General features: G+C 52.0%; 24 protein-coding genes. 9 read left to right on the top strand and 15 right to left on the bottom strand.

Annotation, left to right across the window (positions count from 1 at the left end):
- Positions 1-229 precede the first annotated feature (229 nt).
- The 7 genes from EVJ24_RS11285 to cspD form a co-directional block, all read right to left on the bottom strand.
- Entirely contained in the window at positions 230-1,849 is a 1,620-nt protein-coding gene (locus EVJ24_RS11285; protein ID WP_131441380.1) for a BCCT family transporter, read from the bottom strand.
- Between the two features lie 104 nt (positions 1,850-1,953).
- Entirely contained in the window at positions 1,954-2,286 is a 333-nt protein-coding gene (cccB, locus tag EVJ24_RS11280; RefSeq protein ID WP_131441379.1) for a cytochrome c551, read from the bottom strand.
- A 107-nt stretch (positions 2,287-2,393) separates the two neighbouring features.
- Entirely contained in the window at positions 2,394-3,251 is an 858-nt protein-coding gene (locus EVJ24_RS11275) for a YitT family protein (protein WP_071397984.1), read from the bottom strand.
- Positions 3,252-3,312: 61 nt separating this feature from the next.
- On the bottom strand, positions 3,313-4,413 hold the full coding sequence (gene prfB, locus EVJ24_RS11270) for a peptide chain release factor 2 (protein ID WP_016508664.1): 1,101 nt from the start codon (positions 4,411-4,413) through the stop codon (positions 3,313-3,315).
- A gap of 54 nt (positions 4,414-4,467) precedes the next feature.
- The gene (gene secA, locus EVJ24_RS11265) at positions 4,468-6,990 is read right to left on the bottom strand and encodes a preprotein translocase subunit SecA (protein WP_071397985.1); all 2,523 of its coding nucleotides are present in this window, start codon (positions 6,988-6,990) and stop codon (positions 4,468-4,470) included.
- 141 nt (positions 6,991-7,131) lie between these two features.
- Positions 7,132-7,692, bottom strand: coding sequence for a ribosome hibernation-promoting factor, HPF/YfiA family (gene hpf, locus EVJ24_RS11260; protein ID WP_016508657.1), 561 nt, complete (start codon positions 7,690-7,692; stop codon positions 7,132-7,134).
- A 325-nt stretch (positions 7,693-8,017) separates the two neighbouring features.
- On the bottom strand, positions 8,018-8,215 hold the full coding sequence (cspD, locus tag EVJ24_RS11255) for a cold-shock protein CspD (RefSeq protein ID WP_035386012.1): 198 nt from the start codon (positions 8,213-8,215) through the stop codon (positions 8,018-8,020).
- A 259-nt stretch (positions 8,216-8,474) separates the two neighbouring features.
- On the opposite strand from cspD, the gene EVJ24_RS11250 reads away from it, so the two are divergent.
- The 8 genes from EVJ24_RS11250 (at position 8,475) to EVJ24_RS11215 (ending at position 13,989) form a co-directional block, all read left to right on the top strand.
- Positions 8,475-8,981, top strand: coding sequence for a competence protein ComK (locus EVJ24_RS11250; RefSeq protein ID WP_236633350.1), 507 nt, complete (start codon positions 8,475-8,477; stop codon positions 8,979-8,981).
- Positions 8,982-9,073: 92 nt separating this feature from the next.
- Complete coding sequence (locus EVJ24_RS11245; protein WP_236637641.1) at positions 9,074-10,789, top strand: hypothetical protein; 1,716 nt, start codon at positions 9,074-9,076, stop codon at positions 10,787-10,789.
- A gap of 9 nt (positions 10,790-10,798) precedes the next feature.
- Complete coding sequence (locus EVJ24_RS11240) at positions 10,799-11,089, top strand: EscU/YscU/HrcU family type III secretion system export apparatus switch protein (protein WP_071397988.1); 291 nt, start codon at positions 10,799-10,801, stop codon at positions 11,087-11,089.
- Positions 11,086-11,466, top strand: a complete 381-nt coding sequence (locus EVJ24_RS11235) for a flagellar protein FliS (protein ID WP_131441377.1) — start codon at positions 11,086-11,088, stop codon at positions 11,464-11,466. Before EVJ24_RS11240 ends, EVJ24_RS11235 begins: the two co-directional genes overlap by 4 nt.
- Complete coding sequence (locus tag EVJ24_RS11230) at positions 11,450-12,274, top strand: flagellin N-terminal helical domain-containing protein (RefSeq protein WP_131441376.1); 825 nt, start codon at positions 11,450-11,452, stop codon at positions 12,272-12,274. The genes EVJ24_RS11235 and EVJ24_RS11230 overlap by 17 nt, the downstream gene beginning before the upstream one ends.
- A 22-nt stretch (positions 12,275-12,296) precedes the next feature.
- Positions 12,297-12,740, top strand: coding sequence for a YaaR family protein (locus EVJ24_RS11225; RefSeq protein WP_016508634.1), 444 nt, complete (start codon positions 12,297-12,299; stop codon positions 12,738-12,740).
- Positions 12,741-12,748: 8 nt separating this feature from the next.
- A complete protein-coding gene (locus EVJ24_RS11220) occupies positions 12,749-13,414 on the top strand; it encodes a DUF2225 domain-containing protein (protein ID WP_131441375.1) in 666 nt (221 codons plus the stop codon).
- 74 nt (positions 13,415-13,488) lie between these two features.
- Positions 13,489-13,989, top strand: coding sequence for a DUF1572 family protein (locus tag EVJ24_RS11215; protein WP_131441374.1), 501 nt, complete (start codon positions 13,489-13,491; stop codon positions 13,987-13,989).
- 31 nt (positions 13,990-14,020) lie between these two features.
- On the opposite strand, the gene EVJ24_RS11210 is transcribed toward EVJ24_RS11215, so the two are convergent.
- The 7 genes from EVJ24_RS11210 to EVJ24_RS11180 form a co-directional block, all read right to left on the bottom strand.
- On the bottom strand, positions 14,021-14,656 hold the full coding sequence (locus EVJ24_RS11210) for a hypothetical protein (RefSeq protein WP_131441373.1): 636 nt from the start codon (positions 14,654-14,656) through the stop codon (positions 14,021-14,023).
- Between the two features lie 152 nt (positions 14,657-14,808).
- Positions 14,809-14,994 carry a hypothetical protein gene (locus EVJ24_RS11205; protein WP_131441372.1) on the bottom strand — a complete coding sequence of 62 codons (186 nt, stop codon included), beginning with the start codon at positions 14,992-14,994 and terminating at the stop codon, positions 14,809-14,811.
- Positions 14,995-15,220: 226 nt separating this feature from the next.
- Positions 15,221-16,855, bottom strand: a complete 1,635-nt coding sequence (locus EVJ24_RS11200) for a flagellin N-terminal helical domain-containing protein (protein ID WP_131441371.1) — start codon at positions 16,853-16,855, stop codon at positions 15,221-15,223.
- Positions 16,856-16,954: 99 nt separating this feature from the next.
- Positions 16,955-17,308: a flagellar protein FliT gene (locus EVJ24_RS11195; protein ID WP_131441370.1), complete on the bottom strand. Its 354-nt coding sequence runs from the start codon at positions 17,306-17,308 to the stop codon at positions 16,955-16,957.
- Positions 17,305-17,679: a flagellar export chaperone FliS gene (gene fliS, locus EVJ24_RS11190; protein ID WP_114165847.1), complete on the bottom strand. Its 375-nt coding sequence runs from the start codon at positions 17,677-17,679 to the stop codon at positions 17,305-17,307. Before fliS ends, EVJ24_RS11195 begins: the two co-directional genes overlap by 4 nt.
- Before the next feature lie 14 nt (positions 17,680-17,693).
- A complete protein-coding gene (gene fliD, locus EVJ24_RS11185; RefSeq protein WP_131441369.1) occupies positions 17,694-19,370 on the bottom strand; it encodes a flagellar filament capping protein FliD in 1,677 nt (558 codons plus the stop codon).
- A gap of 12 nt (positions 19,371-19,382) precedes the next feature.
- Complete coding sequence (locus tag EVJ24_RS11180; protein WP_070328657.1) at positions 19,383-19,739, bottom strand: flagellar protein FlaG; 357 nt, start codon at positions 19,737-19,739, stop codon at positions 19,383-19,385.
- A gap of 271 nt (positions 19,740-20,010) precedes the next feature.
- Here EVJ24_RS11180 and EVJ24_RS11175 point away from each other — a divergent pair, with 271 nt between their 5' ends.
- A complete protein-coding gene (locus tag EVJ24_RS11175; RefSeq protein ID WP_131441368.1) occupies positions 20,011-20,886 on the top strand; it encodes an endonuclease in 876 nt (291 codons plus the stop codon).
- Positions 20,887-20,956: 70 nt separating this feature from the next.
- Here the strand turns inward: EVJ24_RS11175 and EVJ24_RS15590 are convergent, their stop codons facing one another.
- A complete protein-coding gene (locus EVJ24_RS15590) occupies positions 20,957-21,112 on the bottom strand; it encodes an IS3 family transposase (protein ID WP_442899264.1) in 156 nt (51 codons plus the stop codon).
- Between the last annotated feature and the right edge of the window lie 251 nt (positions 21,113-21,363).

Here is a 21,363-nt window from a genome sequence, read left to right as displayed (position 1 = left end):
GATTCTGTCAAGGCACCGTCCAAGTTTCGGAACGGGCCAAGGTTTATCCGGTTCATTAGTAGGAGCGCCTACAATTATAACAACCAGAATTTTAAATAACCATTACAGGATTGTTTCAGTTCGATTGAGTTCGGTGTGAAATTGTTGAACTGAACGTCCGTTTCACATCGCAGTCACATTTGGCGAAACTCACATTCAAATAGGCACTCGCCGGGGCGAGTGCCTATGTTCAATCGTTCCGTTTATCGGTCGGACGTTCTTTCAACGCGTCGAAGGGCGAGCGTTTCCGTTTCCGATATTTGATGTGGATCGTCGGTGACTCATACTCTTCCGACGCCCGGATGTCTTTGCTTGAGACGCGCATGAACGACCAGGCGAGGAGCACCATGATGAAGATGAGCGGGAATCCGCCGACGATGCTCGCCGTCTGCAACGTGTCAAGCCCACCGAGGAACATGAGCGTTAGCGGCATAATACAGAGAGCGAACGCCCAAAACAGACGGTTCCAGACGAGCGGCTCTTCTTCGACATGCTTTTGCGTGACCGATGCCAAGATATAGGAAGACGAGTCGAACGTCGTCGCGAGGAAGATGATCGCGAGGACGGTGAACACGGCGACGACGACTTTACCGAACGGCAACTGGCCGATGACGGCGATGATCGTCGCAGGCGGTCCGTACATGTCCATATACGAGATGACGTCGAACGCACCGGTCAAGTGGAGGTAGAGTCCATAATTGCCGAGTATACCGAAGAACAGGATACAGCCGAACGTCCCGTACACCATCGTCCCGATGATCATCCCGCGGATCGTCCGTCCCCGCGAGATCCGGGCGACGAACAGGCCGACGAACGGTGCATAGACGAGCCACCACGCCCAGTAGAACACCGTCCACGATTCCGGGAAACCTGTCTCTTCAAAGCCGCCGAGGTTGCCGAACGGCTCCATCCACGTCGCCATCAAGAAGAAGTTGTCGAGCATCGTGCCGACCCCGTTGAACGTCGTCTCCAAGATGAACCGGGTCGGACCGAAGACGAAGACGAACGTCAAGACAATGATTGCGAGCCAAATGTTCAAGTCACTCAGCACTTTGATGCCCCGCTTCAAGCCGACGTACGAGCTGATGGCGAAGATGACGGTACAGATGAGCATGATGACCGCCTGCATGCCAAGCGTGACCGGGATGCCGGTGATCTCGTTCACCCCTTCGGCGATCATCGGTGTCCCGAGGGCGAGCGTCGTGCCGGCCCCGCCGAGGAGACCGAAGATGAACAAGATGTCGATGACTTTACCGACCGGTCCGTCCGCCCATTTTCCGATGACGGGCCGGACCGCTTCGCTCACTTTCAACACCGATTTGCGGCGCACATAATAGAAGTAAGCGATCGGCAACGCCGGCAGCGTATAGATCGCCCAAGCGATCGGCCCCCAGTGGAACATGCCGTAGGCGGTCGCCCATTGGATCGCCTCGGTCGACTCCGGTGTGATACCGAACGGCGGTCCTTGATAGTAGTACACCCATTCGATGACCGACCAATACAAAATACTCGAGCCGATCCCGGCGGCGAACAACATCGCCGCCCAAGAGAACGTGCTGAACTCGGGTTCCTCATCTTCAGCGCCTAACTTGACGTGCCCATTTTCACTGAAAGCGACGAAGATCAAAAATCCGAACGCGCCAAGCCCCATCGCTAAATACAACATGCCAAAGTTCGTCGTCATGAACGTGTTGGCGGCGCCGACCCATGCCTTCCCCGTCTCCGGGAAAAAGACGAGCGGCAACGTCACCGTCAGCAACAGGACGAACGCACCGATGAACGTCGGCCAATCAATCAGTTTTGTCTTCACATCATATCCACTCCGTTTCAATGTCTTTATTGTTCCTTACCAAAATTCGATCAATCCAAAATGCGGAATGCAAAAAAACCACGGTTATCCCGTGGTCCTGATGATCACTTCTTCTCAGCGAGCCAAGCTGCGACCGCTGTGATCTCTTCGTCTTTCTCAATCACGTTCGCAGGCATCGCGCCTTGCCCGTTACGAATAACGTTCTCGATGTCTTCAGCCGAGAGGCGTGAGCCGACGTCCGTCAATGCCGGACCGCTCATGCCTTCCAAGTTCGCACCGTGGCAGGCTGCACAGTTCTGTGCGTATACCGCTTCCGCGTCGACCGAAGCCGTGTTCGAGCCCGTATCCCCATTGCTTGTCGTTTCTTCTTCATCGCCGCCGCACGCACCGAGCGTGAGCATGGCGCCGAGGCCGATGGCCATCATCCACTTCTTCATATAGGGTTCCCCTCCTAAGTTGTAGAAATTGCCTACATTATCCATTATAACCGTTATGACACGGTCTTTAACCTAATCTCACGAAAAGTACACAAAGATTCCACATCTCACGGGACGTTGCTATACCGTTTATCCGAGGTGAATCCTTGGCCCATCACCTCGTGCGCCTCGCTGAAGATGAGGAACGCGTCGGGGTCGATGCGGCGGATCAAGTCTCTCAACCGGCTCACCTCGTTCTGACGGACGACGACGAGCAACATCGGCCGGTCGAGACGTGAATAGGCGCCGATCGCTTGGATTTCGGTCGCGCCCCGGTCGAGCTCGTCGAAGACGGCGCGCGTGATGACGTCACGCTTGTCCGAGATGACATACGCCATCTTGTCTTGCGTGAAGCCGAGCTGGACGAAGTCGATCATCTTGATCGTGATGTACAAGGCGATCAGCGCGTACAGTCCCGTCGTGAACGAGAACGTGACGGCCGCGACGACCACGACGGTACCGTCGAGGATGGCGATACAGAGATAGAGCGGGATGTGGGTGAACTTATGTAGGATCTGGGCGAGTAAGTCCATCCCGCCGGTCGAGGCCCGGCCGCGGAAGATAAGCCCGAGGCCGATCCCGACACCGACGCCGCCGAACACGGCCGCGAGCAGCGTATCATCGACCGCCGCGCCCGCACCGATCGCTTCATAAAACAAGATCACACCTGGTAAGAAGATCGAGCCGACGAGCGATTTGACGCCGAAGCCGAGCCCGAGGATCATCCAGCCAACGAGGAGGAGCAACACGTTCGAGACGAGCTGGAACGCCCCCGGCGAGATGCCGAACAGTTCATACGTGATGATCGAGATCCCACTGACGCCACCCGAAGCGATGTTGTTCGGGAACAGGAACAGACTGAACGCCGAGGCGACGAACACGGAACCGGTCAATAAGTAAATATAGTCTTTGACGATTTGCTTCATTAAAGAAATTCTCCTCTACATACAACGTGGCTCAAAGACAGACGTCTTTGAGCCACATGCATCACATATTTGTCTTACGGAGGTAAGCGTCGATGAAGCCCATGATGTCTCCATCCATGACGCCGCTCGTGTTCCCGACTTCATAACTCGTGCGGTGGTCTTTGACCATCGCATACGGGTGGAAGACGTATGAACGGATTTGGCTACCCCAGCCGATGTCTGTCTTCTCACCGCGGATCTCGTCGAGCTTGCGTTGCTGCTCATCGAGTTCGCGCTGGTACAGTTTCGCCTTAAGCATCTTCATCGCCGCTTCACGGTTCTTGATCTGCGAACGCTCGGCCTGACATGAGACGACGACACCCGTCGGCACGTGCGTGATCCGGACGGCCGAGTCGGTCGTGTTGATGTGCTGACCGCCGGCGCCCGACGCGCGGTACGTGTCGATGCGGAGGTCTTCGGTTCTGACGTCGATCTCGATATCGTCATCGAATTCCGGCATGACGTCGCACGAGACGAACGACGTATGACGGCGACCTGATGAGTCGAACGGCGAGATCCGGACCAAGCGATGGATCCCTTTCTCCGCTTTCAAGTAGCCGTAGGCGTTATGCCCGACGATGCGGAGCGTGACCGACTTGACGCCGGCCTCCTCGCCCGCGAGGTAGTCGACCGTCTCGACTTTCCAACCTTGCTTGTCCGCGAAGCGCTGATACATGCGGAGAAGCATCGAGGCCCAGTCTTGCGACTCGGTACCGCCCGCACCCGGGTGTAGCTCGAGGATTGCGTTGTTCGCGTCATACGGTCCGTTCAAGAGGATTTCGAGTTCGAACGCGTCGAAGTCGGCTTTGAGCGCCATGACCATCTCTGAGAGATCACCTTGCATCTCGACGTCCGGTTCTTCCTTGATGAGTTCGAGCGTGACTTCGCCGTCCTCGTGACCATCCGCAAGCTCTTGATACTTGTCGACCATCGCTTTGAGCACGTTCGACTCGTCGATGACTTTTTGTGCCTTCTCTTGGCTGTCCCAGAAGTCCGGGTACGTCATCTCGTTCTCGAGCTCGGCGATGCGCGCCTGTTTCTCCGTTAAGTTGAGCGATTGTCTGTAATTTTCGAGGCGTTTTGCCATGCCCTCGAGTTCGTTCCGAATATCTGAAATTTCCATAGTGAGATTCACCTTTCCGTAGGAAAGAGGCGAGCAGGCTCGCCTCTTCAAAAATTAAGCTTGTTGTTTGCCGTGACAGTTTTTAAACTTCTTGCCTGAACCACACCAGCACGGGTCGTTGCGCCCGAGGCGTTGGTCTTCTGAACGGCGGACCGGTTTTTTCTTCACCGGTGCGTCGTCCTTGCCAGACACCGCCACTTCCTCCTCGACGACTTTCTCGCGTCGGAGGTTGTCGCCGACCTCGGCACGGAGCACGAAGCCGGTCACTTCTTCCGAGATGGCCGCGTTCATCGCGTCAAACATGCTGACGCCTTCCGCCTGATACTCACGGAGCGGGTCGTTCTGTCCGTAAGCACGCAAGTGGATACCTTGACGAAGCTGGTCCATATGGTCGATGTGCGCCATCCAGTGCGAATCGACGGCACGGAGCACGATGATCTTCTCGAACTCGTTGAACCGGTCCGGTGGTGCGAGTTGACGTTTCGCCTCATATTGGGCGTTCGTCCGCTCAAGCAACAGCTCAGTGATTTCCTCGCGTTCTTTGCCGTAGAAGTCTTTCCCGGCGACCGCATTCTCGAGGGCGAGCGTCTGGTTGGCCCAGTGCGCCAGCTCGTCGATATTCCATTCTTCCGGAACGAGTTCGAGCGGCGTGTATTGCGCGACGCCCATCTCGACCGTCTCACGGATCATCGAGCGGACGATCTCGGTGACCGATTCGTTCTCGAGGATGCTGGCCCGGTCTTTATACATGACTTTACGTTGGTCGGCCATGACGTTGTCGTAACCGAGCAGCTGTTTACGGGCATCATAGTTGTTACCTTCGACACGTTTTTGGGCCGACTCGACCGCTTTCGAGACCATGCGGCTCTCGATCGGTTGCGTGTCGTCCATGCCGAGGCGCTCCATCATGCTCTGGAGGCTGTCGGTCCCGAAGCGGCGCATGAGCTCATCTTCGAGTGACAAGTAGAACTGCGATTTACCCGGGTCGCCTTGACGACCGGCCCGACCGCGGAGCTGGTTGTCGATCCGGCGCGACTCGTGGCGCTCGGTACCGACGATGTAAAGACCGCCGAGCCCGATGACACCTTCGCCGAGCTTGATGTCGGTTCCGCGTCCAGCCATGTTCGTCGCGATCGTGACCGAACCTTTTTGTCCGGCGTTCTCGACGATTTCGGCTTCACGGGCGTGGTTTTTCGCGTTCAAGACTTCGTGCTTGATCTTCTTCTTCGTGAGCAGCTTGCTCAAATACTCAGACGTCTCGACGGCGACCGTACCGACGAGGACCGGTTGTCCGGTCGCGTGCGCCGAAGCGATCTCTTCGACGACGGCTTTGAACTTGCCTTCCATCGACTTGAAGATGAGGTCGGAACCGTCTTCACGGACGATCGGCTTGTTCGTCGGGATCGTGACGACTTGCATGTTGTAGATGTTACGGAACTCTTCTTCCTCCGTCTTCGCCGTACCGGTCATCCCGGCCAGCTTCTCATACATCCGGAAGTAGTTTTGGTACGTGATCGTAGCGAGCGTCATCGATTCCCGTTGAATCTCGACGCCTTCTTTCGCCTCGATCGCCTGGTGCAGCCCTTCCGAGTAGCGGCGTCCGTCCATGACCCGACCTGTGAACTGGTCGATGATCATGACTTGACCGTCGCGGATCATATAGTCGACGTCATGATGCATGACGGCGTTCGCACGCAACGCGAGCCCGACGTGGTGGTTGACCGAGACGTGCTCGATTGCGAACAAGTTGTCGATGCCGAAGAACTTCTCGGCTAGGTCGACCCCTCTGTCCGTGAGTAACACCGATTTCGTCTTCACGTCGACCGTGTAGTCGTCTTCGAGCTTGAGCGTCCGGACGAACGCATCGGCACGTGTGTACAACTCGGTCGATTTCTGGGCCGACCCTGAGATGATGAGCGGGGTCCGCGCCTCATCGACGAGGATCGAGTCGACTTCATCGACGATTGTGTAGTAGAGCTCACGCTGAACACGGTCTTCCTTATAAAGGACCATGTTGTCACGCAAGTAGTCGAACCCGAGTTCGTTGTTCGTCGAGTACGTGATGTCACAGTTATACGCCGCCTGCTTCTCGACGCGGTCCATGTTCGAGACGTTCAGTCCGACCGAGAGGCCGAGCGCGAAGTAGAGCGGTTCCATGAGTTCTTTGTCACGTTTCGCCAAATATTCGTTGACCGTCACGACGTGTACGCCACGGCCAGTCAGGGCGTTCAAGTAAACCGGGAGCGTCGCGACGAGCGTCTTCCCTTCACCGGTCTTCATCTCGGCGATGTCGCCGTTATGGAGCACATAGCCCCCGATGAGCTGGACGCGGTAGTGACGCATGCCGAGTACGCGTTCTGACGCCTCGCGACAGACCGCGAACGCTTCCGGAAGGATATCGTCAAGCGTTTCCCCTTTATCCAGACGCTCACGGAATTCGACAGACTTCGCCTGAAGTGCTTCGTCAGACAACGCCTTCGTCGGCTCAGCGAATGACTCGACTAAGTCGGCTGCTTTTTCTGCTTTTTTCAATACTCGTTTCTGTGGAGCAAATAAATCTTTCAAAAAGTTCGCCATACGTTTTATCTCCTCTGCACTCAGTCAAAAATGCATGTTTTTTCCCTAATGTACAGTTTAACCGAAGTGACCCACGCTTTCAAGGAAAGGCAAAACGAAACGGCCCTCCAAGTCGGAGGGCCGTGTGAATTCAAAGTTAGATTATTCAGGTTCGATCAAGCCGTATTTACCGTCTTTCCGACGATAGACGACGTTCGTGTTCCCGGTCTCCGCGTCTGAGAAGACGAAGAAACTGTGACCGAGCATGTCCATTTGAAGGATCGCTTCTTCCGTGTCCATCGGTTTGAGCGTGAATCGCTTCGTCCGCACGAGTTCGAGTTCTGCCTCGTCCTCGTCGTACGCAGGAATGTCTTCAGAACCTTCGAGTGATTTGAAATACTCGCCGATCCCGCCTTCTTTGGCGCGTCCTTTACGGTTGAGCTTTGTTTTGTGTTTACGGATTTGACGTTCCAATTTGTCGACGACGAGGTCGATTGCCGCGTACATATCGAGGTTGGTTTCCTCAGCGCGAAGCAATAAGTTCGTCATCGGGATCGTCACTTCTACTTTTTGCTTTTCGTTGTACACTTTCAAGTTGACGTAAGCCGTCTGTGCATCCGTAGGAGTTGTGAAATACCGAGTCAACTTCTCCAGCTTTTTCTCGACATAGTCTTTGATGGCTGGTGTGACTTCAATGTTTTCGCCGCGAATGTTATAAATCATCTTAACTCCTCCTTAAAATAACCGCTTGAACCAATGATTCGTCATTTTGGACCGAATCTCCTGCCTCATTGCTTAAAAAGATCTTAAAAAGAAAGCGGAAGCGGGTGGCTCATATATAGTATACCCCGAATTCAGTTTATTTGAAAACGTTATCATCAGAAAATAATGACAATTTTGTTCCGATGCTCACGCCTGCAATCGAATCGGTTGTATAAAAAGAAGTTACCCGTTATCACCGTTTTTAAACTCGTTTTCTTAAGGGGGAAATATTATGTAGACAAAACAAAAAACCGACTTCACGAGGAAGCCGGTTCACAGTTTGAAATTATAATTTTACAACGTTAGCCGCTTGTGGGCCGCGTTCGCCATCTACGATTTCAAACTCAACTTCTTGACCTTCGTCAAGAGCTTTGTAGCCGTCAGTTTGGATTGCTGAGAAGTGTACGAAAACGTCTTTGCCGCCTTCTACCTCGATGAAACCAAAACCTTTTTCTGAGTTAAACCATTTTACTTTACCTACCATGTGCAAATCCATTCCTTTCACCATTGAAGAATACAGAGGCTTTCCCTCTAATAGCTATATTACCACCTTATCGTCCTCGACACAAACATTTTCTGCTTTTTTGTAAATGAATCGTCTTTTGGCTTACATTGGAATTATATTTCCCTACTTTTCATATTGGCTTATTGAATTTACATTTTTTGTGATATATCATTGAAGGGATGATTTAGGTTTGTGCTCTTTGAGTATCGGCCGATCCTGAAAATCTAATACGAGGAGGATGGTGCAGCGTATGCGCCCCTACTATTCCGAGGAAAAATATCGCATCACGAAGCGAACCGTGGCGATCCTGCCTTGCTTCGACATGATGAAGCAATCGCGGATCATTCTCGAGGACGGCAGCGAAATCTCGACCCCGCTCCGGCCGTACCAGTTGCTGCAGCTCTCTTGCCGCCAGTACAACAGCTCGATCGAGGAACGGATCTTCGTCGCCAAACGCGTCGCCGGGGTCAAAGGCAAAGTGCCGGTCGTCATCGAACCGACGACGGGACTCGTCTTCTTCCCGACGAAATCGCCGAAACGTGAAGATTGCGAATGGTACGCCTGGTCCCACATTCGGGACATCGTGACTGTCGAGGGTGCCCCGAACGGCGTGATCGTCACGAAAGACGGTCACCGCATCCAGACGAACGCGACCGCGTACGTCTTAAAAAACCAGATCAAAGCGACCGGCGAATTGGTCGCCCGGTTCCAACAACTGAACATGAGCCCTGCGCTCGAATCTTGACCTGCCTTCCGTCGTTTGACGGGAGGTTTTTTTATGGTGATTTTGCTTCACTTTTTGAAAAAGAGGTCGATATATTGGTCGAGGTGACAACAATGCAAATCCAAGCGCAACTCGCTACAACTGTAGCCGCGAACGCGGGTGTCCAGATGAACCGCGTCTATAAAGCTGAAATCGTCAAGCAGACCGGTCCTGACACGGCCATCGTCAAGGTCGGCGGCGAACAAGTCGAGGTCACGTTCAAAGACGGGCTGCCGAAGACGAACCCGTTCCAACTGACGTTCGTCGAAGAAGACGGGGTGTTGCTCGGGACCGTCGTCGTGAAACCGGAAACGGAGACAGCGGACGCACCGGCGCCAGGGACGAAACCTGAGACGAAAGTCGATACGAAAATCCAAGCGCTGCTCGCATCGCTCCCGCCTGAAGTGCGGAGCGCCGTCAGCCGCTTGATCCAATCGGGACGTCTGCCTATGAACGAGGACACGGTCCGCTTGCTCGAGACCGTCTTCAAAGGTGACATGCGCGACGCCGTCTTGTTCTTGCGCACGATGGACGCACCCGTCGTCAAACCGGACGTGGCCCGTGACATCGCGGTCGCTTCATTAGATGAAGCGAAACGTCAACTGAAGGTGCCGGCACCGGACGCGCCGTACCCGCAAAAAGAGCGCTACGTCGAACTCGTCAACTTGTCGCGCCCGGCCACAGAACGGGTCACACCGACACCGGAGACGGTCGACCGGCTGATAAAAGAACTCCCGGCCGCACCACCCGCCCGTCCCGAACCGAGGGAAGCCTTGCCACCCGTAGGCGGACGCCAAGTCATGGTCAAGGAAGTGACGACGCATCTCGCTGCCGTGACGAACACGTTCCGCGCAGAACAGGCGACCGTGACGAAACAGCTCGGACAAGTCGCGGCCCTCGTTGAATCGAAGCCGCATTTGGCCCGCCCTGCCCTCGAGACAGTCGGGACGCGTCTGACGCAGCTCATCCAAAAAACGGACGCCCTGTTACATACCGACGCAAGGCAAGAGAAAGCGCTCGTCGCGATGACGGCGAAGCTCGACGTCGCCTTGTCACTGTTGTCGACGAAGCCTGCCGAGAGCGCCGCCCTCATTAAAGACGTGCGCACCGCGTTGAACGAGTTCCGTTACGTGCCGAACCAGGTCCGCGTCGAATACATCCCGCATGGCGCCACTCGTGCCGGTGAGGCCCATGTGACACCGCTCCGTCTTGATGCCAACCTGTCGGGCCGCCACGTCCAAGAGACGGCGCAGCGCGTCCAGACCGCGTCGCAACAGGCGCAAGCGCAAACGTCGCAAGCCGTTCAGGCATCGGCCTTGTCGGTCCGTTCCGAAGCAGCATCTCCGGAAGCGGCGCGCCTCGCCTCGTTCTTCCAAGTCCAACAGACGATCAACCGGCTCGATGGCGGGCAGCTCCATCAGCTCCTGCTCGCCCTGCCGGCGAAAGTCCAGGAGATCGACACCGGCATCCACGTCCACATCCAAAACCGGGAAGCCGGCGACGTCGTCGATTGGGAGAACAGTGTCCTCTACATCCGGCTCGAAACACCTCGCTTAGGCGAGATCGGCGTGAAAGTCGAAGCACTCGACCGTAACCTCCGGCTCACGCTCGAACATGATGACCCGACGGTCGAACGGATCGCGCGACCGCTACTCGGCAAGATCGAGACGACGCTCGAAGCGATCGGCTACCGGAGCGTGACGACCCAGTTCCGCCCGCTGACGAAAGCTGAGAAAGTCGAAGTCGAACCAGAGCGCACACAGACGACCGGCTATGACTTTAGAATCTAGGAGGCCCTTATGTATCAACGCATGGATTTGACGAAACGTAAGACGGCCGCCGTCGTCCGTTATGACGAGACGACCGACCGGGCCCCGATCATCGTTGCCCGCGGCACAGGTGCCGTCGCCGACAAGATTTTGGAAGAGGCACGCTCGCGCGGCGTGGCCATCGAGCACGACCATTCGCTCCTCGGCCACCTGCTCGACCTTGACCTCGGGGATGCCATCCCGCCGGAACTATATGACGTCATGGCCGAAGTGCTGCTTTTAATAGAAGAACTTGACTCGATCAAAGGAGAACAATCATGAATTCGAACCGATTATATGAAATGAGCCCGGAGGAGCTGACGCAAGCGATGCTCCACGCGCTCACCTACCATTACGAGACCGCGCTGACAACGACGATCGCCGAGCGCAACCGTCATCTGCGGCAAGCGCGCGAACTGCTCGCCAAACTGTACCAAGGACTTCATGACGGCGGCGGCATCATCTCGGCCCAGCTTGAAGAATTGTATTTATACATGGCGAAAGGTAGCCTCGAAGCCCTGATCGAACAAGACTTAGACAAGATTGAAGAGCTTCACGCGCTCGCGACCGACTTAGAGATGACATGGGACCAGGCCATCGCGAACGCTCGTCTTCAACCCGCACACGTAGGAGGAAACCGTTATGAAAATTACCAATAACATTCAAGCCTTGAAAGCCTATACGTCGCTGTCGCTCAACCAGACGACGATGAAGAAGACGATGGATCGCCTCTCGAGCGGCGTCCGTATCAACAAGGCGTCAGACGACGCGGCCGGCCTAGCCATCTCTGAGAAGATGCGGATGCGCCTCGACTCGTTGTCGATGGCCGAGCGCAACACGCTCGACGGTATCTCGCTCACCCAGACGCTCGAAGGCGGCATGAACGAGACACACTCGCTCCTGCAGCGCATGCGCGAGCTGTCGGTCCAAGCGGCGAACGGGACGCTGAGCCCGGACGATACGAAAGCAATCCAAGAAGAGATCAGTGCCTTGACAGAAGAAGTGTCCCGCATCGCCGAGACGACCGAGTTTAACTCGAAGAAGATCATGAACGGCGAATATACGGTCGGTGAGTCATCGATCTTCTTCCAGCTCGGGGCCGGCAGCGGTGAAGGCGTGCTCTTGAACGTCGCCGACATGCGCGCGGAAGCGCTCGGCATCGACGGGCTCGACGTCACGACACCAGGCGGCGCAAACGACGCCATCGCCAAGTTCGATAAGGCGATCAACGACGTCTCGCTCGAACGCTCGAAGCTCGGTGCCATCCAAAACCGGTTAGAAGCGAACGTCGGTGTCGTCACAATCGGTGCGGAGAACTTGACCGCGTCCGAGTCACGTATCCGCGACGCCGACATGGCCCGTGAGATGATGGACTTCGCCCGCCTCAACATCTTGAACCAGTCCGGCATGGCGATGATCGCCCAGTCGAACGCGTTGCCGCAAGGCGTGTTACAATTATTGAACTAACTTAAGGAAAGGACGAGGCCTTATGGACATTCGTCGAATTATGGAGACCCAGTCGCTTCACGGCGCGGGCAAAGCCAAGCGGCCTGACGCGGAACCCGGCGTCTCGTTCCAGAACGTGATCGGACAAAAACGCGAGGACCGTGAATACGAGCGCTTCCAGCGCCAAATCGCGGCCATTCACGATCAAGGTGAGCTCCTCGCCGAGAGTCAAACGGTCGAATCGCTCACCGAATATAAACGATTGATCAAAGACTTTATGAAAGACGCCGTTGACGCGGCGCTCAGCCTCGAAGACAAACGCGGGTTCAACCGCCGGGGCCGAGCCAAGATCTATAAGATCGTCGAGCAGGTCGACCAGAAACTGCTCGCACTGACGGACCAGGTTATCTCGGGGGAAGCGTCACGTCTGTCGCTCCTCGACCAAGTCGGTGAGATTCGCGGATTGCTCGTCAACGTCTACGTGTGAGGTGACGTATGGCTGAACATTTGTTTTCGAAAAAAGTGAAATGTCCGTACTGTTTAAAGGAGAGTGTGACACCACGCATCTTATCGCGCCACATCCGACCGCAAGAAGTCGCGAAGGACGGCTATACGACGTACGACGGCGAGAACCCGTACTTGTATGAGCCGGTCGTCTGTAGCCACTGCCACCTCGTCTTCCACGAATCGTTCGATAAAGTCCGGAAGAACAATCGCGAGGCGCTCGAGACGAACTATTTTTCCCGGATCAATCCGGAGACGCTTGAAGGTGACCGCACGCCTGAGCATGTCATCCAACTGTACAAGTTCGCCGTCATGACGGCCCAACTCAGCGGACAGAAGCCGTCCGTCGTCGCCATGCTCGGGATGCGCCTCGTCTGGATGAATCGCTTAATCGGGAACGGGACGGCCGAGAAGGAATGGATGCAACGGACGCTCGATAAGTATAACGAGGTGCAGGAAGTGTATACCGACCAAATCCGCACCGGCCTGCCGTACGATCAGCTCATGTTGCGAATCGCCGACTTGTCGGCCGCACTCGGTTTGTACGAGGACGCCCGGCGTTGGTACGGGATTTTGCTCGGTAGCAAAGAAGTGTCGGAGCGGATCCGGACGCAAGCGAAGGATCATTGGGAAGACTTTCGGGCTGAACATGCCTAGACGGACAGGAGTTTCTGTTCGTCTTTTCTTGATTTCGGGTATGGATGAGAGAAACTACATAAGGGGGAAACCACATGTTTGAACAACGTTACGTGACAGAAGTCCGCAGCATCTTCCAAGAACAGAAACAGCTCGCCGAAAGCGCGCTCAATCAAGTGAGCGACGACGACTTACACCGCGTGCTCGCACCGGACACGCTCTCGCTCGCCGTCATCGTGCAACATATCTCAAATAATATGAAATCAAGGTGGACCGACTTCTTGACGACGGACGGTGAGAAGCCGGACCGGAACCGTGACGCCGAGTTCGAGGACCAGCAGTTATCACGGGCCGATATGATGGCGACGTGGGACGAACGTTGGCAGTTGTTGGACGACGTCTTAGCGAGTCTCACGCCGGAAGACATCGGCAAGACCGTCTTCATTCGCGGCGAAGAGAAGAGCGTCATCTGGGCGATCGAGAAGCAAGTGTCGCACTACAGCTATCACGTCGGTCAGATTGTCTACTTGGCGAAAGTTTTCGCCGGAGAGAACTGGAACGTGTTGACGATTCCGCTCCCGCATCAACGCAAATAAGAGAAGGCGCATCGAGTTGATGCGCCTTCTCTTATTTGGTGACGTCAATCTTGTATTCGTACGACTCCTCGGCGAGATTATCATAATTCTCATCCGACGGTCCCCCGACAATCAATCGTAGTTCCGCCAACTCTTCTGGCAGCGCCTCGGCAAAGAAGAAGACGTTGCCTTCCTTCTTCACGTTTCCAAGGAAGTCGCCTCCGACATCGTCTGAGAACCAGAGATTTGCATCAATCTGTTCCCCTGTATTCGTGACGAGCGTGCTTTGATCCGGGTAAAAGCTGACTGTATCCTCGACGGTGTTTTCAGCGATTACATTGAAGACGACGACCGTCACTTCTTCTTTCCCATCAAACGAATCTCGATACGCCTCCGCGACTTTCAGACGCGACGTCTGAACTTTGTCGACTTGGAATTGGACAGAGCCCATCGCCTCAGTAATGTCGAGCGCCTTGTTTTTTAAATGAATGTGATTCGTACCGAGCTCTGTTTCTTGGACTTCTGCCTCTTCTGTTTGTGTTTCCGCTTCTGGCGCTTCTTCAGGTTCTTCCGCTACCACGACTTCTTCTGTCTCGGTTGTGGTCGCTTTCAGTTCGTCCGCCTCCCCGCAGCCGACAAGCAGCGCAAGTGGTAAGGCAAATAAGAATCGGTATCGTTTCATGTTCATTCAAAATCTCTCCTTTTAAGTTGACGAGTTGTGGTTGATACAACGAGCATAACGGATTCATCCGCCTGACCTTGGCAATAAAAAGTAACAGGTCCATACCCCATCACAATAAAAAACAAGGCTCGCAATTGAGCCTTGTTTGGTCTTGACATTTATCCGCGAGCTTTTAAGTCTTCTTCTTCATAAGGGTCGGGGTTATCTTCGATTGGTGCGTCGTCCTCGACGTACGCCTCGAGCTTCGGGTCCCGTTCCACGTATTCATCGTAAGCCCCTTCTGGACCGTAGACGAAGTAACGACGATCTTTCGATGACTTAGGTTTTACCTTTTTCTCACTCATCTCGTTTCCCTCCTCTTTCCAGAACAGAAGCAACGGGTATAATGGTATTTACCCGATATTTATCGGTTAAAGTGGTATTTCTCGATTTTATATGAAAACAGACTTGTTTGCATTTTTGTTGAAATAATAACACTTTTCAGCAATCTTCTCATACTTAGTAAACTAAGACTTCCCAAATAACAAAAGTTCGAAGGCGCGCCTTCGAACTTTTGTTATTTACCTTTATTTAACGAAGAAGTTGAAGAATAGCTTCTGGCTGTTTATTGGCTTGGGCGATCATTGCCTGAGAGGCCTGACCCAAAATATTCGATTTTGTGAATGCCATCATTTCTTTTGCCATATCTACATCTCGAATCCGTGATTCGGCAGCTTGGAGATTTTCAACGGATGCCGTAACGTTTGTCATTACGTGATCTAGTCGATTTTGCCAAGAACCCATCTTTGATCGTTCAGCAGACACAAGTTGAATCGCTTGATCAATTTTACCGATTGCCTGACTGGCACCAGCCTGCGTTGTAATGTCTAATGCGTACTCTGCTGCTCGATCTCCTTCACGATTCTGCACGACACGTTCAGATGTGAAGCCCGCCTCGCCTTTTACTGTAGAGGTCAACCCAATTCGTGCAGCTCTCATATCATTCATGTCTAATTGCATAGATTGACTAGTGTTTGCACCAATTTGAAGAGTTATCTCTTTACCTCCACGCGTTAATTTCAATTGCTGATACGTGCCTTCATGAGTATATGTTTCCCCTAATTTAATCGGGTTCGCCCACGAAGTATGACTCATATGAGGTGATACGGCGCTACTGACTTCACTCATTAATTCTGTAAAACTTCGCACATTCCCTCCTGATTGAACTGGCGCATCAGGTACAAACGTTAGTTCTATTTCGCGGTTGTCGTAAGATGACTTTCCTATCCACTCCACTTTAACCATTTCTCCCGGTTTTAAAGGCATAATGTCTTGTTCATAAATTTCAAACTCTCCTGGAATCGGTTGATTGCCACCTCTTCCTGGCCTGGTTGTATTAACTTGTAAATCAACGTATGGATTTGGTGATTTAATAATTCCAATATTCGGTGAAGACCAAGACTCTTGTCCTGTTCGATGCTCAAACACGAGCCCACTCGGAGTCGGAGTTCCTGCCATCTGCACAGTGTAGCGAGTATTTAAGTCAGACACAGAACGAATCGCAGTGGTCAAAGTCGATAAATCATTAAACTCACCTTGCAATAGTGGATTGTTAGAAGATTTTAAGAACGTATATCCATCAACTCGAACAACATCGTTCATACTCAATGAAGCTGTATCAATGCTAACTGTGTAAATTCCTCGAATCGCACCTGGAGTCCCTGGAATGCTATGTGTGACAAGTGACTCTCCTGCGATACCATTCAATCCGTTAAGAATAGATTTAGTATTGAAAGATGTCTGGTTCCCAATACGGTTTAATTCAGTAGTCATTTCATTGAACTCTTGTTGAATTGCACTGCGGTCAGTCTGATTATTCGTATCATTCGCAGACTGGACGGCAAGTTCACGCATGCGTTGTAGGATTGAATGAGATTCATTTAATCCACCTTCTCCTGTTTGAATCAAACTAATTCCATCTACAGCATTTTTAGCAGCCTGATCGAGTCCTCGAATTTGAGCTCTCATTTTTTCGGAGATTGCTAGTCCTGCAGCATCATCTGCAGCTTGATTAATTCGAAGTCCAGAAGATAACTTCTGCATAGCTTTACCAGCTTGGCCCGTATTTATTTGTGATTGACGTAACGCTTGGTTTGCATTGCTGTTATTTTTGATAATCATAAGAATCCCCTCCATAACATCCCATTTATAATTTTCCATATCCATATCATTCCATTAATATTATCGGAGGGAAGTTCATTTTTTTAACGTCACATCAATGTTTTATTGAAATAAAAAAAAGACTCTGATGAAATCAGCGTCTTTTCATGTCTGTTGATCAAATAATCCAGAGAAGTTCGAGTCGACGTCTTCGTACGGATCGACGTACGACTTGACCGTCTTCCGCTCTTGCCGCGTCGTCCCGAGCGTCATCCCGAGCCGTTGATGCTCGGCTTCGATCAAGCGGGCGATATTTTGACTGTCGTCGACGAGCTGACGGATGACCGTCTGGTCGGCCGCTTCTAAGTCGGGACCATGCGCCGACAGCAGCTGTTCGCGGTCGTCGAGCAGTTCATGGATCTGGTCCATCCACGTGTCGTACGTCGGCTCTTCTGGTACTTGCGCCAGCAAGTCTTTTAGCCGTTGCGTTTTGAGAATGATTTCATCGATCGGTCTCATCCTTGTTTCGCGAGTTTCATCGCTTCCTTCCACGTGTCGCGGAGTTCGGTCGTGAAGTCGAGCACCTCATCGAGGATCGTCGTGTCGTTCTTGACGTTCGCATCGACGAGACGGCGCCATAAGTACTCGTAGAGTGAGTCCAAGTTCGCCGAGATGGCGATGTCTTTATTGAGCGTCAGACGCAATTCTTGGAAGATGGCTTGCGTCTTTTGGATGTTCGTGTTCTTCAAGTCAGGATTGCCTTGCTCGAGCGCGAGTTTGGCGAGACGCGTGAACTTGAGCGCCCCGTCATACAGCATGAGCGTGAGTTCCTGTGGGTTCGCAGTCGTGACCGCGTTGTTTTGATATGCTGCATATGGGTTGGCTACCATTTAAATTCCTCCTCTTACATGCCTCCGCCTAGAAACTGTTGCAACGATGCTGCTTGCGAGTTTGCTTGGTTCATCGCCGTCTCCATAGCCGTGAAGCGACGGTAGTAGGCGTTTTCTTTGTTGACGAGTAAATCGTTCAAGCGCTGGATCCGTGTATCGATTTGCGCCATCTCCCGGCCCATCGAGTACGTCGGGGCACCGGAACCGTCTGCACCGGCAATCCGTGTGATGGACGACCGTGAGTTGGTCGCGGCGTCGCGAATTTGCGGAAGCAATCCGCTCTCCTCATTCGTGAACAGCTGATACACTTGCTCCGGGTCTTTCTCGATTGCAGCCTTCAGCTTCTCTTCGTTCAGCTCAATCTTTCCACCGTTTGTGAAGTCAGACCCCGTGGCAAGACCGATTTGGAACAGTTGCTTCATCGTATCGTCATTCGTCGAAGACGACGTGCTTGACCACTTACTGCGCATCGTGTCCATCGCACTACGAACGATCGTATCACCGCGCAACATCCCGCTCATCGCTTTTTCTTCCCATTTCTTGATCTCATCATCAGATAGTTCATCGCGTTGGGCTTGTGTGAGCGGTGCAAAATCACGGAATTTATCCTCTTTAACCTTTTTATTCATTAAATCAATTGTCTCGTTATATTTATCGACAAACCCTTTAATGTTGTCGAAGATTTTTTGCGTGTCGGTGGCAGCAGACAATGTGACCGGATCACCGGCCGCAAAAGATGACTTTAGCGTAACGGTCATATTATCAATCGTGACCGTATTCGAACTTTGTGTCATCGAGATGCCGTTCACCATGAAGCTAGCGTCACCACCCTTTTGCGGAAGAGCTGCCGGATCAATCTTAAAAGCAGCTTTTGTGGTGGCATCAAATTCAATGATTGATTTTTCACCAGTCTGTTTTTGGGTAAGTGATAGTTTTCCAGAAATCGGTTCGAAGAAAGCAGAAATTCCTGAGTCTTTTCCGTTTAAGGCAGTAACCAGGTTTTCCATCGTTGCGTCTTCTGCTACTTTAATTGTTTTGAAGTCTCCACCCTCGACAGAGCGGATTTGGATTTGGTAGCCAGAAGTATAAGTAGCTGTCGTACCTGTAGGGACATCTGAACCGTCATTCATCGTAACTTTTCCGGTCGCCTCGTCGTAAGTGTAGCTGGTGTCGGCAATTGGATTGTTGGTCGCATCTTTTAATGCAATTGTCTCTCCTGTTCTCGGTTTCGGGGAGAGCGTCCATTCTTTTGTAGCCGCACCTAACTTGATTTCTTGTGTCGCAGACTGTAAATTCATATCTGCCACTTTTGTTGCTTTCGTCACTTTAACTCCGTTTTTATCAACCGGCTCTACGACTTGAGTGGCCGCGGTCGCAAGCTGGCTGACGGATTCAATACGAATCGCTGTGTTCCCGCTTGACGGCCCTGCTACGACTGAGACGCGTGATTCGTCAGATGAGCTAGACGTCTTCGCATAGAAGTTACGGCTGAACATGAGATCGACCGCACTGTTACGAAGTGTCATAAGTGAGCGGTTGATTTCACGGTAGGCGTCGCGTTTCCATTCAGTCGTCTGTTTTTTTTGTTCGAGTTTGTCGACCGGTGCCCGTTCGACTTGCATTAATTGCTTAATAATTGTATCAGTATCAATTCCACTGGCGAGTCCGCCAAATCGGATTGGTGATGTCATAGTTAGCCTCCTTTAGACACGTTCGTCGAACAGTTGATTGAACTCCATGAACGCTGCGAAGAAGTCGAGTGACTTCTTGCTTGGAATCTCGCGGATGACTTCGTTGTTCGTATCCACGATTTGAATATAGTAGTCGTTCAATTTCTCGTGTTTCATAAATTTTAATCCGGTACGTTGTTGATCTAATACAAGATTCGCCTTCTCGACGGCCGTCTCTAACTTGGTCACGTGTTGAGGCGTCGGAAGAATGACGATACCTTCATCGGCGAGACGAGCATGATTCGCTTCGACGAACACGTTTTTCGTTTGTTCATACGGCAGTACAGAAGAAGGTAGGTGAAGCCGGACTTCAGAGATGGTCGGATTCATAAGCTTCTGCTCCTCTTATAGTTGTTCTCACGTACTATATCGGTCCGACACCTCATTGTTTTTAGTTTTTATACAGATGAAAGCTTTTTTATGAGCTAAAACTAAGATTTGAATTCTTAGGCGTTAGTTCTCTATGCGACAAGCCCTTCATATTAAATTTAAACATCTTTTTTCTGTGAACCTGGTTCTTTTTCTGCATTGGCGTTCAGACTAACTATGAGGTGTATCGGGAATTGAAGCATAGATAATCTTATGCGAAGGAGAGACGAACATGAAGTGGGAAGAACTGACCGTGTTCGAGAAAAGTTTGTTATTAGGAACGTTATTAGGAGATGGAACAATAACGCGGACGAAAGCAAAGATGGCTCCTAAGAACGGACTTCAGTATCGCGAACATTTTTCAGTCAAGCAGATGGAGTATCGGGAGTGGAAATTGAAAACCGCACCCCAGATTTTCGAAGGAATCAGAGTCAGAAAGACAGGAACAAGCGCGGAACTTTTTTCGAGAAAAGATGAACTCTTCACCTGGCTACGGGAACAATGTTATGACGAACGGAAAAAACGGATTCCGGTTCATTTGTTAGAGGAGTGTACTCATCCCGTATTTTTGCTTGCATTGTACCTAGACGACGGAAGCCTTTCTCTAACGAAGTCGACCCGATCAAGACTGAACCAAATGATTATTACTCCCCATATTTATCTTTATCTTCAAGCCTTTTATCCAGAGGAGCTCGAAATGTTAAGTGAGTTTATAGAGCGCACGTTTCATCATCGATTTGTATTGAGTCGCCGTTCAGATGGTCATTTCTATACACTACGCATCCAGAAAACAGAAGAAGCCATCCGCTTTTTAAATGAATTTTCTTCTTACGCTTACGCCATACCAACAATGAGAAAGAAGCTCGACTGGGATTATCGGTTGCAACTTGAACGCGAGAAGTATCCGGAAATGACCGTCATCGCTTCAAAAGCAAAAAACGATTACACAGCTGAAGAAATCGACTTTATCATTAAAGCGAAACAGAACGGAATGACGGATGCCGCAATCGCTCAACAATTAGACCGCACGTATTGGTCCGTGGTGTATAAATGGCAAGACATCAAAAAGAATCACTTGAAAGAAGAAATATTTTCCTATGCGTATTAAAAAATGTCCGTCCCTCGAAGAATGAACTGAGCCCCGTAAAATGGACAGTTTAATAAAAAGCCCGTATGTCCTATGCGGCGATTAGATGGCCCCGATATTGTTCCGGGGTCATCTTTTTTAGGTTCCACTGACCGCGTTCGCAGTTGTAATAGTTTATGTAGTCCCCGATCATTTCTCTGACCTGCTCGATTGATCCACACGATCGGTTGGTGACATAGTCCTTCAAATGGCCAAAGAATCATTCAATTGGTGCGTTGTCGAGACAGTTGCCCTTTCGGGACATGCTTTGGGTGATGCCATGTTCGCGAAGCTTCGCCGTGAACGCTCGAAATTGGTATTACCAGCCTTGATCAGAATGGAGGATCGGCCTTCTATCGCTATCGAGTCTCGCGATGGCTTGGTCCAACATCTCGCCGATGAATGGATACTTAGGCTTATCTGACATCGTATAGGCGATGATTTCACGGTTTGCCAGGT

It is taken from the genome of Exiguobacterium sp. SH1S21 (assembly GCF_004337175.1).
In the GTDB taxonomy this organism is placed as follows: Bacteria; Bacillota; Bacilli; order Exiguobacteriales; family Exiguobacteriaceae; genus Exiguobacterium; species Exiguobacterium aurantiacum_A.
Note: the sequence above shows the minus strand (reverse complement) of the source record. Positions and strands in the feature narration are given on the sequence as shown.